At 58.8% G+C, this 16,233-nt stretch carries 13 protein-coding genes and 1 pseudogene; 8 read left to right on the top strand and 6 right to left on the bottom strand.

All coding sequences use genetic code 11. From position 1 onward, the window contains the following. Nucleotides 1–4 precede the first annotated feature (4 nt). The 7 genes and pseudogenes from tssJ (at nt 5) to D8U73_RS04025 (ending at nt 8,344) form a co-directional block, all read left to right on the top strand. A complete protein-coding gene (gene tssJ / locus D8U73_RS03995; RefSeq protein ID WP_130903789.1) occupies nt 5–505 on the top strand; it encodes a type VI secretion system lipoprotein TssJ in 501 nt (166 codons plus the stop codon). A gap of 2 nt (nt 506–507) precedes the next feature. Further along, the gene (gene tssK / locus D8U73_RS04000; RefSeq protein ID WP_056854186.1) at nt 508–1,839 is read left to right on the top strand and encodes a type VI secretion system baseplate subunit TssK; all 1,332 of its coding nucleotides are present in this window, start codon (nt 508–510) and stop codon (nt 1,837–1,839) included. 5 nt (nt 1,840–1,844) lie between these two features. Next, entirely contained in the window at nt 1,845–2,738 is an 894-nt protein-coding gene (gene icmH / locus D8U73_RS04005; protein ID WP_130903790.1) for a type IVB secretion system protein IcmH/DotU, read from the top strand. Next, nucleotides 2,738–6,220: a type VI secretion system membrane subunit TssM gene (tssM, locus tag D8U73_RS04010; RefSeq protein WP_130903791.1), complete on the top strand. Its 3,483-nt coding sequence runs from the start codon at nt 2,738–2,740 to the stop codon at nt 6,218–6,220. The genes icmH and tssM overlap by 1 nt, the downstream gene beginning before the upstream one ends. Continuing rightward, a complete protein-coding gene (locus D8U73_RS04015) occupies nt 6,220–6,948 on the top strand; it encodes a PP2C family serine/threonine-protein phosphatase (RefSeq protein WP_130903792.1) in 729 nt (242 codons plus the stop codon). Before tssM ends, D8U73_RS04015 begins: the two co-directional genes overlap by 1 nt. Before the next feature lie 14 nt (nt 6,949–6,962). Then, nucleotides 6,963–7,847 (top strand): annotated as a pseudogene (locus D8U73_RS04020) (serine/threonine-protein kinase); the annotation flags it as partial. Nucleotides 7,848–7,966: 119 nt separating this feature from the next. After that, nucleotides 7,967–8,344: a hypothetical protein gene (locus tag D8U73_RS04025; RefSeq protein ID WP_056854182.1), complete on the top strand. Its 378-nt coding sequence runs from the start codon at nt 7,967–7,969 to the stop codon at nt 8,342–8,344. 324 nt (nt 8,345–8,668) lie between these two features. On the opposite strand, the gene D8U73_RS04030 is transcribed toward D8U73_RS04025, so the two are convergent. Beyond that, nucleotides 8,669–9,550, bottom strand: coding sequence for an alpha/beta hydrolase (locus D8U73_RS04030; RefSeq protein ID WP_056854181.1), 882 nt, complete (start codon nt 9,548–9,550; stop codon nt 8,669–8,671). A 130-nt stretch (nt 9,551–9,680) separates the two neighbouring features. On the opposite strand from D8U73_RS04030, the gene D8U73_RS04035 reads away from it, so the two are divergent. Continuing rightward, nucleotides 9,681–10,265, top strand: a complete 585-nt coding sequence (locus D8U73_RS04035; protein ID WP_056854180.1) for an ABATE domain-containing protein — start codon at nt 9,681–9,683, stop codon at nt 10,263–10,265. A gap of 119 nt (nt 10,266–10,384) precedes the next feature. Here the strand turns inward: D8U73_RS04035 and D8U73_RS04040 are convergent, their stop codons facing one another. From D8U73_RS04040 to exbD, 5 genes are all read right to left on the bottom strand, one after another. Beyond that, nucleotides 10,385–11,785 (bottom strand): aminoacyl-tRNA deacylase and HDOD domain-containing protein, encoded by a 1,401-nt coding sequence (locus D8U73_RS04040; protein WP_056854179.1) that lies wholly within the window; start codon nt 11,783–11,785, stop codon nt 10,385–10,387. A gap of 78 nt (nt 11,786–11,863) precedes the next feature. Beyond that, the gene (gene recG, locus D8U73_RS04045) at nt 11,864–13,939 is read right to left on the bottom strand and encodes an ATP-dependent DNA helicase RecG (protein WP_130903794.1); all 2,076 of its coding nucleotides are present in this window, start codon (nt 13,937–13,939) and stop codon (nt 11,864–11,866) included. 9 nt (nt 13,940–13,948) lie between these two features. Then, nucleotides 13,949–14,878 carry a hydrogen peroxide-inducible genes activator gene (locus D8U73_RS04050; protein ID WP_056854177.1) on the bottom strand — a complete coding sequence of 310 codons (930 nt, stop codon included), beginning with the start codon at nt 14,876–14,878 and terminating at the stop codon, nt 13,949–13,951. 176 nt (nt 14,879–15,054) lie between these two features. Next, the gene (locus tag D8U73_RS04055) at nt 15,055–15,804 is read right to left on the bottom strand and encodes an energy transducer TonB (protein ID WP_130903795.1); all 750 of its coding nucleotides are present in this window, start codon (nt 15,802–15,804) and stop codon (nt 15,055–15,057) included. Further along, nucleotides 15,801–16,229: a TonB system transport protein ExbD gene (exbD, locus tag D8U73_RS04060; RefSeq protein WP_056854175.1), complete on the bottom strand. Its 429-nt coding sequence runs from the start codon at nt 16,227–16,229 to the stop codon at nt 15,801–15,803. Before exbD ends, D8U73_RS04055 begins: the two co-directional genes overlap by 4 nt. Nucleotides 16,230–16,233 lie beyond the last annotated feature (4 nt).

A 16,233-nucleotide genomic window follows, 5' to 3' on the forward strand; every position in this document is an offset into this window, starting at 1 on the left:
AGGCATGTTTCGGCGTTCGACTGTTTTTATCAAGGCGCTGACCGCGCTGACCGCGCTCATGCTATTGACCGCATGCGCTTCGCTATCACCGTATTCCTCGTTGTCGAAAATCAATCTGAAGCTGTCCGCGAGTGACCAGCTGAACCCGGACATCAACGGTCGTCCTTCACCGATTGTCGTGCGTCTTTTTGAGCTCAAGCACCCGGTTGCATTCGAGAGTGCCGACTTTTTCAGCCTCTATGAACGAGCCGCGAAGTCCCTGGCCCCGGACCTGGTGGCAAGTGAAGAGTTGCAACTGCGTCCCGGCGAACATCATGAACTCAAGCTCAGCGTGCAATCGCAAAGCCGTTACGTAGGCATTCTCGCCGCCTACCGCGATCTATCGGAAACCCGATGGCGCTACACCGTGCCAATCACAACGGGAGGCGTCACCCACATCGACCTGACTCTTGATCAGGCCGGCATTCATGGCAGCAGCGAAGCGTTTGTACAGGCGGACAATTGAGCATGAACTTCCATAAAGTCATATGGCAGGAGGGAATGTTGCTGCGTCCGCAGCACTTCCAGCACAACGATCGATATCTGGACCATCAAATAAAGTCCCGCACTCAGTTACTGGGAAGTTTCACCTGGGGGTTCCTGAGCCTGGAAGTTGATTCGCAGTTTCTCAATATGGGCAAACTGGTGGTCAACCGTGCCTCGGGAGTCCTGCCGGATGGCAGCCTTTTTGAAGTGGGTGGCAGCACTCAACCGCTGGTGCTGGATGTTCCTGTGAATACCGGCAATACAGCGATTTATCTGGCGTTGCCTCTGGTGACCGGCAACCACATCGAAGCCCGCCGTCAGGAGCAGACGGATGTGTTGGCGCGATATGTCGCGTATGAGCGTGAGGTTGCAGACTCCAATGCCGGTGACGGTGGTGCAAGCCAGGTCAAATGCGCTCGCCCAGACTTTCGCTTACTGCTTGGCGAGCAGCAAGACGATCAGGGTTTTGTGAGATTGAAAATCTGCCGGGTCCTCGACACCACGCCCGACGGGGTCATCAGTCTCGATCCGGATTTCGTACCGACATACATCCAGATGCACTCATCGAGCTACTTGCTGTCGTGCTTGAAAGAGGTGATCAGCATGCTCGGCCACCGGGGTGACACCCTTGCTGAAAGGATCCGTTCGAATGGGAAAGTGGGAGGTGCGGAGGTCGGCGATTTCATGATGCTGCAATTGATCAATCGTACTGAGCCGTTGTTGCGTCACTATCTCAGTCTGCAACATGTTCATCCGCAGGAGTTGTATTGCACGCTATTGACCCTGCTGGGCGAGCTGGCGACTTTTTCCAGCGACAGTAAGCGTCCGCGAGCGGATATCCGTTATGAACACAGTGACCAGGGTGCGAGTTTTCGCAGGCTGATGGAGGCGATCCGTCAGGTGCTGTCGATGGTGCTGGAGCAGCATGCCATCGAGTTGCCGATGCAGGCGCGTCAGTACGGGATCATTGTTTGCCCTCTGCATGACACCCAATTAGCGGGTTCGGCTTCGTTCGTGTTGGCTGCCAGTGCCGACTGCGACAGTGAAGAGCTGCGCCATCGATTGCCCGCGCACCTCAAGATCGGCACGGTTGAGAGCATCCGCCAATTGGTCAATCTGCATTTGCCGGGTTTCAAAATCAGACCCTTGCCCGTGGCACCGCGTCAGATCGCCTTTCACGCGAACAAAACCTATTTCATTGTTGAACTCGGCTCCGAAGACCAGGCACAACTCGAACGCTCTGGTGGGTTCGCGTTTCACGTCAGCGGTGAATTCGCGGAGCTGGAATTGAAGTTCTGGGCCATCAGGAATTGAGCGACATGATCAAGGACATGCAATACGCCCAGGATGACAAAACTGTCCTGCTTGACCGTCTCGGCCGTGGCCCGGCACACGGGCCACTGACTGATTCGGTGGCCCCACCGAAATTCGAGCAACTCGAAGACCGCATGATCTACGCCGCTCGGCAGGCGCCGCAGGACACCTTCAAAGTCAGCCGCAACGCATTGGTGGCGTCGGCATCATGCCTGCTCTCGGAAGTGGTGCGGCTCAAGCATTGCGCTAACGGTGAAGACCTGCCCAACCTCAATCGGCGGTTGAGCGCGGCAGTGGAGCACTTTGCGGTCAGCGCATTGCGTGCCGGTGTCGAAAGCAGCCAGGTTTCAACTGCACGTTATGTGCTTTGCACGGTGGTGGATGAGGCGGTGGTGACGACTGCATGGGGCAAGGAAAGCGAGTGGTCACAAATGAACCTTCTCAGCAGGTTTCACAATGAAACCTCTGGTGGTGAAAAATTTTTCCAGCTGCTTGATCGATTGTCGAAAAACCCGGTCAAGCACCTGTCGTTGCTGGAACTGATGTACCTGTGCCTGTCGCTGGGATTCGAGGGTAAATACCGAATTCAGGCGCGCGGTCTTGTGGAACTTGAAAGTCTTCGTGATGCGCTTTTCCGGCAGATTCGCCTGTTGCGTGCAGATGTTCCATACGAACGGGCAACTCGCAGCGACGGCAACGATGAAGGCAAGCGGCAAAAACTTATTCATACCGTGCCGTGGTGGATGATGGCGCTGATCACCGTGATTTGCCTGATGGTGATGTATTCGGGATTCGCCTGGGTCTTGAGTGAGCAGCGAGCTGTCGTTTTGCAACCGCTCCAGCAAATTGACCAGGCCGCGATTCGATCGCAGCTTCAACCATGGAAGGGCCGCGAGTGATGACAAGTTTGTTCGCAAAAGCCGGCGCCTTTCTGCGCAAAACCTGGGTGTGGAGTCTGCTGTCGGTTCTGTTGGCTGCACTGCTGGTCTGGTATGTCGGGCCACTGTTGGCGATAGATGATTTCAGATTCTGGGAAAGCCCGACGTCTCGCTTGCTGAGTATCAGTGTGATGTTTCTGGTATGGGGGCTGACCATGGTTTACGTCAGCTGGCGCAGCGGTGTCCAAAAACAAGTCGAGGGGCGCGAGCAGGGCGTGGATCGTGCGCTGATCGAGCAGCGAATTGATGAACAGCGCCGGGATCTGAGAGCGCGGTTCAAGGACGCGGGTAAAATTCTCAAGACATCGAGTTTCTATCGCAAACACAGCGAGCGGGGGCGACGCGATTTGCCGTGGTACTTGCTGATCGGCCCTCAGGGGAGCGGTAAAACCACACTGTTGAATGTTTCCGGGCTGGAGTTTCCCTTCAACCAACTTGATCGTAAATTGATTGATCAGCCGCAGGAGGCACGCCCTTGCGACTGGTACTTCGCCGAAAGCGGCGTACTCATTGATACGCCCGGACGCTACCTTACCCAACCGGATGTCGACGTTGATGCTGACGGTTGGGTTACGTTGCTGGGATTGTTACGCAAGCGCCGCCGGACCCGCCCGCTCAATGGTGTTCTGGTCACTCTCCCGGTGCAAATGCTCCTTGCTCATGACTCCGAAGCTCTTCAGATGCTGGCGCGTAATGTGCGTGCACGTTTGCAAGAGGTGCAGCAAAAGCTGCATATCGAGCTGCCTGTCTATCTGGTTTTGAGCAAGGCGGACCAGCAGCCTGGCTTTGATGAGTTCTTTGATCAGCTGACTCGGGATGAAAGTGATCAAGTTCTGGGTGTGAGCTTGAGCAAAGATCCGGGCACGGCTGATCCGAGTGCAGTACGTATGGAGTTCGAAGCGCTGCTGCATCGGCTCGATGGCCAAGTGATCATGCGCATGCATCAGGAGCGCGACCCTCTTTGTCGAGGTCGTATCCTCGACTACCCGCATCAACTGGGATTGGTCGGCGAGGGCCTTTGCCAGTTCATTGAAATGGCCTTGCGCAGTCAGGGCGGAAGTACATTTCGCGGTTTCTACTTCACCAGCGCCACTCGATCAGCAAAACCGCTTGCGTACGGTGGCGTGAACAACGATGGAGCGGCTTCGCTCGTTGGTTATCCACGGTTCATCAACCCTCTGTTCAACCAGGTCATTTTTCCCGAGGCAGATTCTGTACAACTGGACAAACGTGAGCGAAACCTTGTTTGTTGGAGGCAGCGAACGCTGTACATGTCATCGCTCGCGGCGCTGAGCCTGTTCGGTTTGTGGTGGGCCGGCGGGTTTTCGGCCAACCATGAGCGACTGGAAAGCCTGCGTACACTGGTGCAAACCTGGACACATCAGCGATCGGCGTTGACCCCTCAAGATAACGTGCTGTCGGTTCTGCAAAACCTTGATGCCATTCATGCTGCGTCTCGGGTATTCCCAATCGCCAGCGACGTTTCATACCTGGAGCGTGGTGGTTTGTATCAAGGCGAAGCTGCCAATCCAGTGATCATGAAAGCCTACGAGCGTGAGCTGGAATCGCACCTGCTGCCATCGGTGGCGTCGCTGTTGGAAGATCAGATTCGCAGCCGCCCGGTGGACCGTGAGCATTTGCTCAATAGTTTGCGTGCATACCTGATGCTGAGTCTCAACGATCGCCGCGACACGGTATGGCTGAAAGATTGGATAGCCAGCGATTGGTCCCGCCGGTACCCCGCAAACAACTCCGTGCAAAGCCGCCTGGAAGGACATCTCGAACGCTTGCTGAAGCAACCATTCAGTTTCCCGCTTAACGATTCATTGATCGTTCAGGCGCGGCAAATACTACGCAGCGAATCCATGGCCAACGTGGTTTACCGGGCGCTTCGTGATCAGGCTCGAACGCTTCCCGAATACCACCTGGATCAACATTTGGGACCACAAAGCGATCTGTTGACGGGTAGCCATGCCACGATCCCCGGGTTCTACACCCTGAACGGATATCAGCAGTATTTTTCGGTACAAGGTAGCGCGCTGGTCACGAATATTTTGCGCGACAACTGGGTGTTGGGTGAGAGCTCGCAGGTCAGTGCCATGGAACTGCGGCGCTTGAGGGTCGAACTGGAACAATTGTATTTTCGTGATTACGCCAACGTCTGGGGCGATGCCATCGGACGGATCGCATTGGAACCAATTGATGACGCCGCGGGCGCTGCCGAACAGTTAGCCAGCATGACGTCTGCCAATTCCCCTGTGCTGCAGCTGCTGGTGCAAATTCGCGAGAACACGCGCATTCCTTCGATCGCCGACAGCCTGGATGAAGCGGCGACATCAGCGCCAAAGCTTACGAGTGGTAATTTGGGCAAACTCGCTGCCGCCAAGGTTCCGAAGGCTTCCGGGACATTGGTCGGTGATTTGCCCGATACGGCGAGAAAGGCGTTGCAACGTCGTTTCGAACCCTTGCATCGTTTGCTGGATGCCAACAACGGCCCGAGTGCTGAATTGACTGCGGTACTGCACGCGCTCAATGAGCTACAGACGCAGTTGGCGAGTCTGGCTCGGGCCGGCACTCCGGACCAGGCGGCTTACGAAATGGCCAAGGCACGCATGGGTAGCCAGCGAGACGCGCTGAGCATTTTGCGAACGGCATCCGGTCGTTTGCCGCGTCCGGTCGGGACCTGGTTCAACACGATTGCCGAAGACACTTGGCGTCTGGTGCTCAATGACGCTTATCGATTCGTCAACCAGCGTTATCAGACTGAGCTGTACAACTTCTACGGCAAGTCGATTAACAAGCGATATCCATTCAGCGCCCACAGCTCCAGTGATGTGGCGCTCAGCGACTTTCGCGAGTTCTTCAGGGCGCAGGGCCTTGTCGACAGTTTTTTTGACAATTACATGCGTCCATTTGTGAGCGGCGTGCCGGGTAGTTATCGTCTTAAAACCGTTGATGGACAATCACTGCCTATCTCCCGGGTTTATCTCGATCAGATGGCCTCTGCACACGTGATCCGCCAGAGCTTTTTTGCCGAAGATCCTTCCGAACCGCAAGTACGATTCAAGCTGGAACCTTACTCGCTGGATCCCGCCATCAGTCGTGCCGAGTTCAGGTTTGGCGACAAGACCATGGAGTACCGACATGGGCCGATCATCGCAGCCTCATTCAAATGGCCTGTCGATGCCGAAGATGGACGCACAAGCCTGGTGCTCGACACAATGGTCGGGCGTCCGATAGGGATCGAGAAAAACACGGGACCCTGGTCGTTGTTCAGACTGCTGGACCTGATGCAGACCGAGTATCTGATCGGTCGTGATGTGCTGGTACTCAAAGCTGATCTGGGCGGGCTGCGCGCCAACTACCTGCTCATGAGTCAGCGCGCACCTAATCCGTTCGACATGGGTGTGCTCCGTACTTTCCGCATGCCGATGCAACTCTGATGTCGAAGAGTGGCGTCTGGCGCAGTGTTTCGCGCACCGATCCCGGGAAAACCCGAGCGCGCAATGAAGATGCTTTCCTGGATGATCCGGACAAGGGTTTGTGGGTCGTCGCTGATGGAATGGGCGGGTATCAGCGGGGTGACATTGCCAGCCGGTTGATCGTCGCCAGCCTCGCCGAATTGCCGGAGCGCAACGATTTCGAGGAACGGGTCCAAGGAGTACGTCAGTGCCTGCTGTGGCTCAATCGTCGCTTGAGTCAGGAGTTGACCGTGATTGCCGGGCGTCATGACGACACCATCGGCAGCACCGTGGTGGCGTTGCTGATCGAGGGCACCCGCGCCGTCTGTATCTGGGCCGGTGACAGTCGTTGTTATTTGTGGCGCGAGCAACGGCTGTATCAGTTGACCAAGGACCATTCGCTGCGGCAGCAACTGATCGACGAACAGAAAATGGACGACCGACAGGCCTTGGTTCAACCACACTCGACCGCGTTGACTCGTGCAGTAGGCGCCAGCGAGCATCTGACCCTTGATGTGCTGGAGTTTGTGGTGCATCCCGCCGATGCGTTTTTGTTGTGCAGTGACGGTTTGTATCAAGGCTTGAGCAGTGAAACCTTGGGCCGTGCCTTGGACCGTCCCACGCCGGGGGCCGCGTTGGCGCACTTGTTCGAGCATGTGTTAGACGGTCCGGCACGGGACAACCTGACCGGCGTGGTTATTCGCCAATGAACGAGGTCGGGGAGAATATGCTGGGCGGGCGATATTACCTCGAACGTCTGATCGGTGCCGGCGGGATGGGGGTGGTGTATCGCGCACGGGATTTGTTGCAGGAACAGTTCGGTGATCCCGAGCCCCATGTCGCGCTGAAAATGCTCAGCGATGAATATGCCGATTGCCTGGACGCCAGTGCCCTGCTTTTCAGTGAGTTTGCCCTGACCCGGCGTGTGCAACACCCCAATGTGCCCCGTTTGTTCAGTTTCGAGGTGGATACCCGGCAAAAAAGGGCTTTCATTACGATGGAGCTGATGCGTGGCCTGACCCTTGATAAATTGCTTTGCGAGCGCCCCTTGGGATTGCCGTGGTCAGAGCTGCAAGGCATCGCGCTTCAATTGCTTGATGCATTAGCCCATGCCCACAGTCGTGGCGTGCTTCACGGTGATATCAAGCCGAGCAATGTGATGCTCAGCGAGGAAGGCGTTCGGTTATTCGATTTCGGTTTGGGGTTGGCCGAGGAGGGTGTATTGCCCGGTCTACCAAAACTGAGCCGTCATTGCTTGCATGCCTGGACCCTTGGTTATGCTGCCCCGGAATTGCTGGATGGCTCACCACTGACGGTCAGCGCCGACGTCTACTCGGTGGCGTGCGTGATCTATGAGCTGGCATGTGGCAAGCACCCTTTGCGTCGAGTGCCTTCAAATCAAGCCCGTGATGCGGGTTTGAAAATCGAGCCTCTACGTACCAGGCATCTGCCCAGACAGTGTTGGACCTCCCTGAAAACAGCATTGGATCTCGACCCTTCGCAACGCCCTCTCTCGGTGTCCCCACTGCGTCAGGCCTTTGCTGGTGCCCGTGATTCAACGTTTTTACCGGCGTGGAGAGGAAAGTTTTTCAAAGGGTTCCGCCAATGACTTGGTAGTCATCAACGCCAAAAACAGGCTGATCTTCTTCCAACGTATCGCGATAGTGGTGTTATCACCCAAAATCGCTACACTGCGCCAGCCGTTCATTTTTCTTTTGAGGCTTGCGCATGAAATTTCGTTTTCTGTTGTGGATGATGGGTTTGTTGATGGGCAAGGCCAGCCGGACCAACCCTGCGTTTCAGCAGCAGTTGGGTGACAAGGAACTGGTGTTTCAACTACAGACCCTGGACGGGAAAGTGGCGCGGCATTTTCGCGTGAAGGACCAGCGCATCACCAGCCAATCGGGTGTGCACGCCGAGCCTGCTTTCGCCATTGCCTTCAAAGACGCCGCCTACGGCTTCGCCACGATGCAAGCGAAAAACAAGCAGTTGGCGTTCATGACAGGGATTCAGGACAAGTCGATCCAGATCAAGGGCAACCCGGCGCTGGTGATCTGGTTTCAGGGGCTGACCAAGTATTTGAGGCCGAAGAAGGCGAAGGCTTGAAGGCACAAGGTCTTGAGGTCTTGCGGGTAGCTCCAGCGAGAAATATGCGTGAGGGTAGTCCGAGCGCCTGGTCCATCCATCGGTGTTCGAACTGAACAATCGCTCGCATCAGTGCGAGCCGTGGACATGACGCGAGCACGATCAAAGCCGCCGTTGACCAGAGACTGATATCGGCCAGAAGCCGACTATCGTGAGAGGGGGCGGCTGTTACAGGTCTGCCGAATTAATATGCTCACTGTAATACGTTTCGTTTGATCCCACAGTCATGCATTGGACAACAGACACTGCCGACGCCCACCACGGTGCGCGTCGACAGTGCACATCTCAATTGATGTGGTTGCCCACTACTTCAACAATTCGCTGAGCGATATGTTTGACATGGGTCTCTAGCGCAAAGTGACCCGTATCAAGCAACTCCACCACCGCATTCGGATTGTCGCGCGTGTAGGCCTCAGCCCCTGGCGGAATGAAGAACGGGTCGCCCTTGCCCCAGATCGCCAACGTCGGCAACTTTGTATCGCGGAAGAACTGTTGAAACGCCGGATACAGCTTCAGGTTGTTCTGGTAGTCGTAGAACAGGTCCAACTGAATGTCTTTGTTACCCGGCCGTTCCAGCAACAGCGCGTCCAGATAGTAAGCCTCGGGGGCGATGAGATCCGGATTGCTCACCCCTTCCACGTACTGCCAGCGGGTGCCTTCCAGATGCAGGATGGCATCGTTGATCACCTGCCGATTGGTCGGCGACGGGTCTGCCCAATACTTGCGGATCGGTGCCCAAGCCTCCCCCAGACCTTCGAGATAGGCATTGCCGTTCTGCGAAACAATCGCGCTCACCCGCTCCGGATAGGCCAGCGCCAGGCGCAGGCCGGTAGGCGCGCCGTAGTCGAAGAAGTACATCGCATAACGATTGAGTTCCAGCACATCGACAAACTGGCGAATCGTCTCGCCGATGGCATCGAAGGTGTAGCGGTAATTGCGCTGCGCCGGAACCTCGGTGAAGCCGAATCCCGGCAGATCCGGCGCGATCAGCCGGTACTTGTCCGCCAGCAGCGGGATCAGGTCGCGGAACTGGTGCGACGAGCTGGGGAATCCGTGCAACAGCAGCAGCACTGGTGCATCCGGAGCGCCCGCTTCTCGGTAGAAAACCTCGACGCCATCGGCTTCGACGGATTTGTAGGCAACCTGGATATGTTGAGACACGGTCATGGCTTAGCCCTCATGTAACTTGTCAAATTGAATTTTACCGGTTACCGGAATGTATTCTGCACAAAGCATGTAACTAGTCAAATAATTTTTATAGGTTACAATCTGCGCATCGGCTCAACCGGACATTGTCATGACCGCCTCCCCCATCGAACCGCCCACACCCCTGATACTGGCCGACCATCCGGCGCTGGACCTGTTGAACACACAAATGATGGTCGACGGTCAGCGCCGCGATCTGCTGACCAGCGATGCCGACGCGGCGCAGTGGCTGGAGCAGATCGGCTTCGGACCGGCGGATGAAATGGTGGTGGGTGACGGGCAATTGCTCGCCCGATTGCGCACGTTGCGCGACTGCATCGAAGACCTGCTCGCCGCTCGCCGGGAGAATCGCGTGGCGGACCCGTCGGCACTCAATACCTTTCTGCTGCAAGCGGTGCCGCAACTGGTCTGGGAGGAAGCGGGCGTCCCGCTGCTCGATCGCTTCCGACAGGCTGACGCCACTAACCAACGCCTTGGCCGCCTGGCCTACACCGCCGCCGAGCTGCTGGCCGAAGGTGATTTCAGCCTCGTGCGCAAATGCGAAAGCGCGGACTGTTCATTGATGTTTTACGACCGCACTAAGTCGCACAAACGACGCTGGTGCAGCATGGCGCTGTGCGGAAACCGGCATAAGGTCGCCGAGTTCCGCAAGCGGCGTCAGGGGGGAGCGGACTGAAGTTGGCGAGGCTGTCCGATCAGTGCAGATGCTGTCCGACCCATTGGGCAACGGTGAAGACTGTCGCTCCCACAGGCACTGCGCAAATCCTGTGGGCGCGTGGCTTGCCCGCGTAGCTTTTAAGGCTGGGAAAATTGCGAGGCGAGTTCGCGCAGCAGCACTTCGGCTTCGAGGACTTTGCTGACCACGTCGTTGGCCTTGTCGCGGCTCAGGCCGAGGCGTTCGAGCAGGGCTTCGGGGATGTCTTCGTCGGGGCCGGAGCCGATGCCGCGGCTGCGCAGCAGGCGTACTGCCAGGCACACCAGGTTCGGGTACTCGGCGTAGTTGCCGTCGTAGGCCGGGTCGTGCTGGAAGCGTAGCGCGGTGGCCAGTTCTTCGGGCATGTCCCAATAGCGCATCAGCCACGAGCCGATCTGTTCACGGCTGATGCCCAGCAGGTGTTGTTCGATGTAGCTGTGGCACAGGTGCGGGTTGACCTCCAGGTGGCGGCAGATCAGCGAAAAGTGCGGCGGGAACACGTGGGCCAGCAGCAGGTAGCCGAAGTTGTGCAGCAGGCCGGCCAGGTAGGTCAGGCCGGCTTCCGGGCGCTGGGCGCGTGGCATGGCGCGGGTCAGGCCTTCGATGACGGCGGCGGTGTAGATCGATTGCTGCCAGTACGGCGTGCTGTGTTGCGGGCGATCTTTGGGCAGGCTCAGGGTTTTGCCCAGGGCCAGGCCCAGCGCCAGGTTGATCACCAGATCGAAACCCAATACCCGGACGATGGCGTCTTCCACCGAACGAATCTTGCCCGGCGAGGCGTAGTACGGCGATGCCGCCCAGCTCACGACTTGCGCGGCCAGTGCCGGGTCGGTTTCGACCACGCCGGTGATGTCGTCGATGGTGGCGTTGGGGTCGACGCGCAGCTTGATGATTTTCTGCGCGGTTTCGGCCAGTGGCGGAATTTCGATGGTCGCTTCCAGGCGTTGCTGGATGCGTCGCGCGGTGAACGCTTGAACGGCCTGGGTGATTTCCTCGCGGTCATCGTCGGGGCGGTCGAGGTTCGGGCGGATGCTGGTCAGCGCTTCGCCGAAGTTGGCGGCGCTGGCTTTGCTGAGCATGGATTTGAACGCTTCGCTGGAGATCTCCAGCAACACGCCCGGCTCGCCGGAATTGACCAGCAGGCTCGGCTCACGCAGCAAGCTTTCTTCGTACAGGCAGGGCGAGGTAGTCAGTGATGGCAGGCCTGGCAGCAGGCTCAGGCTGTGTTTGCCGAGCATTTTTTCCAGGCGCTCAGTCGGTACGGCCGTGAGGCGGCGACCGGTGAGTTCGGTAAGGCGATTGAGGTCGAGCAACTGATTTTGCGCAAACAGCACCATCAGCGTGCCAACGGCGTCATCGAGCAGGACGGCTTGCACCTTGCGCGCCGGATTCAGGCCGTGATGGTCCAGGACCTCTTCATAGGCAATGCCCAGCTTGCCTAGCAGCATCCGTATAACCGACGGTGCGTGCGGAAGTTCGGGAGCGAGGGCTGCGTCGGTCATGGTCTGGATCCAGTTCAAAACAATTGCAGGAGTATAACCAGCTCTGTAGGAACGAGCTGATAGAAACTGCGACGGTGCTCACACTTGGCCGTATTGCTGCCCGTGACGCAGCCAGCGGTCGAGGAGCGGGCTGACATGGTCGGGCCAGCGTTCCAGCAGGGCTTGAGCGGCATCGCGCACCGCGGGTAGCAAGTCGGCATCACGCATCAGGTCGGCGACCTTGAATTGCAGCAGGCCCGTCTGCCGCGTGCCGAGCATTTCGCCAGGCCCGCGCAGTTCGAGGTCTTTTTCGGCGATGACAAAGCCGTCGTTGGTTTCGCGCATGATGCCCAGGCGCTGGCGCCCGATCTGTGACAGCGGCGGATGGTAGAGCAAAACACAATGGCTGGCCGCGCTGCCTCGGCCCACGCGGCCGCGCAATTGGTGCAGTTGTGCAAGGCCCAGGCGCTCAGGGTTTTCGATGATCATCAGGCTGGCGTTGGGCACGTCCACGCCGACTTCGATAACGGTAGTGGCCACCAGCAGTTGCAGGTTGCCGGCCTTGAACTCGGCCATCACTGCGGCTTTTTCCAGCGGCTTCATGCGGCCGTGAATCAAGCCGACCTTCAGCTCACCGAGCGCGGCAGTCAGGTCCTCGTAGGTGGTTTCAGCGGCTTGGCAGGTCAGCTCTTCGGATTCTTCGATCAGCGTGCACACCCAATAGGCCTGACGCCCTTCGGCACAAGCGCTGCGCACCCGTTCGATGACTTCGACGCGGCGGGTATCGGTGATCAATACGGTGTTGACCGGAGTTCGACCGGGCGGCAATTCGTCGAGGATCGAAGTGTCGAGGTCGGCGTAGGCGCTCATGGCCAGCGTGCGCGGGATCGGCGTGGCGGTCATGATCAATTGATGCGGGCACATCCGCCCGCCGACGCCTTTCTGCCGCAAGGCAAGGCGCTGTTGTACGCCGAAGCGGTGTTGCTCGTCGATGATCACTAGCGCCAGGTTCTTGAACTGCACTTCGTCCTGAAACAGGGCGTGAGTGCCGACCACCATCGGCGCGCCATTGGCGATTTTTTCCAGCGCGGCGACGCGGTTTTTGCCCTTGAGCTTGCCGGCCAGCCATGCGACCTCGATGCCCAGCGGTTCGAGCCAGCGCTTGAAGGTGATGAAGTGTTGCTCGGCAAGAATCTCGGTGGGCGCCATCAACGCGACCTGATAACCCGCTTCCAGGGCTTGCAGCGCAGCGAGGGCGGCGACCACGGTTTTACCCGCGCCGACGTCACCCTGAATCAGCCGCAACATCGGCTCGTGCTGGCTGAGGTCGTAGGCGATTTCGTTGCCGACCCGCTGTTGGGCGCCGGTGGGATTGAAGCCGAGGTTGGCCAGGTATCTGGCGGGCAGCCGGGTGGCTTTGGGCATCGCCGGCGCACGCAGCGCACGCATGCTTTCGCGCAGACGTTGCTGGGACAGTTGATGGGTCAGCAGTTCTTCAAAGGCCAGGCGGTGCTGCGCCCAGTGATGACCGAGGGCGAGTTCGTCGACATCGGCATCGGCCGGTGGGTTGTGCAGGTAGCGGATCGCGTCGGCCAGTGGCGCCAGTTGATAGTCCCGGGCCAGTTCGTTGGGCAGCCAGTCGGGCAGGCTGCTGGGGCCGAGCAAGGTCAGGGTTTGCATGCACAGTTGACGTAAACGTTGCTGCGTCAGGCCCTCGGTGAGCGGGTAGACCGGCGTGAGTGTCTCGTCCACGGGCGGCGGTTCGTCGCCGGTGATGGCGCGGTACTCCGGGTGATAAATTTCCAGTCCCGATGCGCCGGGGCGTGCTTCGCCGTAACAGCGAACCCGAGTACCGCGTTTAAGCCCTTCTTTTTGCGCATTGCTGAAATGGTAGAAGCGCAGGCTGAGCCCACCGGTGCCGTCCTGCAGGCGCACCACCAGGCTGCGACGGCGGCCCATGACCACGTCGGCGCCGCTCACGGTGCCTTCGACCACCGCATCCTGGCCGGGGCGCAATGCACCGATCGGCACCACGCGGGTGCGATCCTGGTAGCGCAACGGCAGGTGAAACAGCACGTCCTGAAGATTTTCCAGACCGACCTTGGCCAGCTTTTCGGCCATGGCTTCACCGACACCCTTGAGTGCCGTCACCGACACTTGCGACAACTCGGTCATGGCGTTGGCTTAACCGGCCGTTACCGGTGCAGCGGGTTTAGCCACCGAGCACAGGCGAATGGAGTCAGCGAGAATCTCGATGGCCTTCGGACGCGGGAAGCTCGCGCGCCAGGCAATGGCCACGGTGCGGAAAGGCACCGGAGCCGACAGCGGTCGAACTTCGATCACCCCAGGGGCGTAGTGGTGACTGTCGACTGCCGACAACGGCAGGATCGAGATGCCGAGACCGGACGCGACCATGTGACGGATGGTTTCCAGGGAGCTGGATTCGACCGTGGTGTGCTTGGCACCGTCGTTGCCCTTGGTCAGGGTCGGGCAGGCCTCCAGCACTTGATCACGGAAGCAGTGGCCTTCACCGAGCAGCAGCAGGCTCTTGTCGTTGAGCAGGCTGGCGTCGATGGATTCTTTTTGCGTCCATGGGTGCTGAGCCGGCATCAAGACATAAAACGGTTCGTCATAAAGCTGCAACGTCAGCACGTCGGCTTCGCTGAACGGCAACGCGATGATGATCGCGTCGAGTTCGCCGTTGCGCAGCTTGTCGCGCAGGACGTGGGTGAAATTTTCTTCGATGTACAACGGCATCTGCGGGGCGACCCGGTGCAGTTGCGGGATCAGGTGCGGGAACAGGTATGGGCCAACGGTGTAGATCGCACCGACTTTCAACGGCGCGGTCAGCTGGTTTTTGCCGGCTTGCGCCAGTTCGCGAATGCCCTGGGCTTGTTCCAGTACCTTTTGGGCCTGAGCCACAATGCCTTCGCCAACCGGGGTCAGGCGCACGGCGCTTTTGCTGCGCTCGAAAATCAGCACACCGAGTTCGTCTTCAAGCTTTTTCACGCCCACCGACAGGGTCGGTTGGCTGACGTGGCAACGCTCGGCCGCGTGGCCGAAGTGCTGCTCTTGGGCGAGGGTAACGATGTAGCGTAATTCTGTAAGAGTCATAGCAAGCGTCCATGAAGTTGCGAGCCAAGCATACCGGCTGCAATCGATAGACGCACGTTATCAGACAGTATGTGCTGAGTGACACCGGGCAATGCGTGTTTGCCGTTTCCAGATATGCAAAAGGCACCTTTCGGTGCCTTGCAGGCTGGTTTGAGCCGATGAGCGCGGGGAAACGTTTACCGTCGACGTTTTTCCAGCGAATAAACAAACGGAGCAACGATTTCGATGGAGCCGTTGTTCAGCATGTCGGCCGGTGGTTTGGGCAGCGGCTGGGCGCGGCGGATCATGTCCAGGGTAGCCCGGTCCAGATCGGCGTTACCGGAGCGGCCCACCAGTTCGAACGACAGCACGTTGCCTTCGGCATCCACGACAAAGCGCAGACGGTTCAAGCCTTCCTTGCCCCGCGATTGCGCGCTGGCCGGGTACTTCTTGTACTTGGCCAAGTGCGCAAGCAGAGTGCCTTCCCAACTGGCCTTGGCCGCCACTTGTGCGGGTGACGGACCGGGCGCCGGTTGAGCGGATTTCTCCGTAGGTGCCTGGGTCGGTTGCGCGTCGCTCGGTTTTTCCTCGGACGGTTTTTCCTTCGGCGGCTCAGGCTTTTTCTCCACCGGCTTGGGTGGTTTCGGCTTGGGCTTGGGCGGCTTGGGCTTGGGTACCGCAATCTCGGCTTTGGGCGCTTCGGCCAGCTTCGGGATGGGCAGTTCTTCCACCGGTGCTGGTGGCTGTGGCGGCGTTATCACCTTTGGCGGTGCCGGCGGTGGCGGGGCAGGAACCGGCGCCAGCTCGACCATCATTGCCTGCGGCGGCAGTTCGATGGGCGGGCGGGCGGTCCAGTTCAGCGCCAGCGCGATGGCCAGCGCGTGAACACCCAGCACGATGGCCAGGCTACCGCTGTAACGCGTCAACTTATGGCGCGTCTCGATCATTTTTTGGCTGCCGTCTCGAGTCCGACCAGGCCGACCTTCAGATAACCGGCCGAGCGAAGGTTGTCCATTACGCTCATCAGATCACCGTAATCCACGCCTTTATCGGCCTGGAAGAAGATCGTCGTGTCTTTCTTGCCTTGGGTCTTGGCGTCGAGGGTGGCGCCAAGGGCATCGGCTTTCACTTCGTCGTCGCCGAGGAACAGCCGTTGGTCGGCCTTGACGCTGAGGAACACCGGTTTCTCTGGCCGCGGCGCCGGTTTGGCGGTGGAGGCGGGCAGGTCGACCTTGATGTCCACGGTCGCCAGCGGCGCCGCCACCATGAAGATGATCAACAGCACCAGCATCACGTCGATGAACGGCGTGACGTTGATTTCGTGGTTTTCGGCCAGATCGTCGTCTGCGCCTTCTTTCAAATGCAGGCCCATGGCC

This window comes from Pseudomonas sp. Sample_22 (assembly GCF_004307635.1).
Lineage (GTDB): Bacteria > Pseudomonadota > Gammaproteobacteria > Pseudomonadales > Pseudomonadaceae > Aquipseudomonas.

Coding starts and splice junctions, on each gene's coding strand:
- exbD (WP_056854175.1), bottom strand. CDS start 16,229: ATGGGCCTGCATTTGAAAGAAGGCGCAGACGACGATCTGGCCGAAAAC.
- D8U73_RS04025 (WP_056854182.1), top strand. CDS start 7,967: ATGAAATTTCGTTTTCTGTTGTGGATGATGGGTTTGTTGATGGGCAAG.
- icmH (WP_130903790.1), top strand. CDS start 1,845: ATGATCAAGGACATGCAATACGCCCAGGATGACAAAACTGTCCTGCTT.
- tssK (WP_056854186.1), top strand. CDS start 508: ATGAACTTCCATAAAGTCATATGGCAGGAGGGAATGTTGCTGCGTCCG.
- tssJ (WP_130903789.1), top strand. CDS start 5: ATGTTTCGGCGTTCGACTGTTTTTATCAAGGCGCTGACCGCGCTGACC.
- D8U73_RS04050 (WP_056854177.1), bottom strand. CDS start 14,878: ATGACTCTTACAGAATTACGCTACATCGTTACCCTCGCCCAAGAGCAG.
- D8U73_RS04040 (WP_056854179.1), bottom strand. CDS start 11,785: ATGACCGACGCAGCCCTCGCTCCCGAACTTCCGCACGCACCGTCGGTT.
- recG (WP_130903794.1), bottom strand. CDS start 13,939: ATGACCGAGTTGTCGCAAGTGTCGGTGACGGCACTCAAGGGTGTCGGT.
- D8U73_RS04035 (WP_056854180.1), top strand. CDS start 9,681: ATGACCGCCTCCCCCATCGAACCGCCCACACCCCTGATACTGGCCGAC.
- D8U73_RS04030 (WP_056854181.1), bottom strand. CDS start 9,550: ATGACCGTGTCTCAACATATCCAGGTTGCCTACAAATCCGTCGAAGCC.
- tssM (WP_130903791.1), top strand. CDS start 2,738: ATGACAAGTTTGTTCGCAAAAGCCGGCGCCTTTCTGCGCAAAACCTGG.
- D8U73_RS04015 (WP_130903792.1), top strand. CDS start 6,220: ATGTCGAAGAGTGGCGTCTGGCGCAGTGTTTCGCGCACCGATCCCGGG.
- D8U73_RS04055 (WP_130903795.1), bottom strand. CDS start 15,804: ATGATCGAGACGCGCCATAAGTTGACGCGTTACAGCGGTAGCCTGGCC.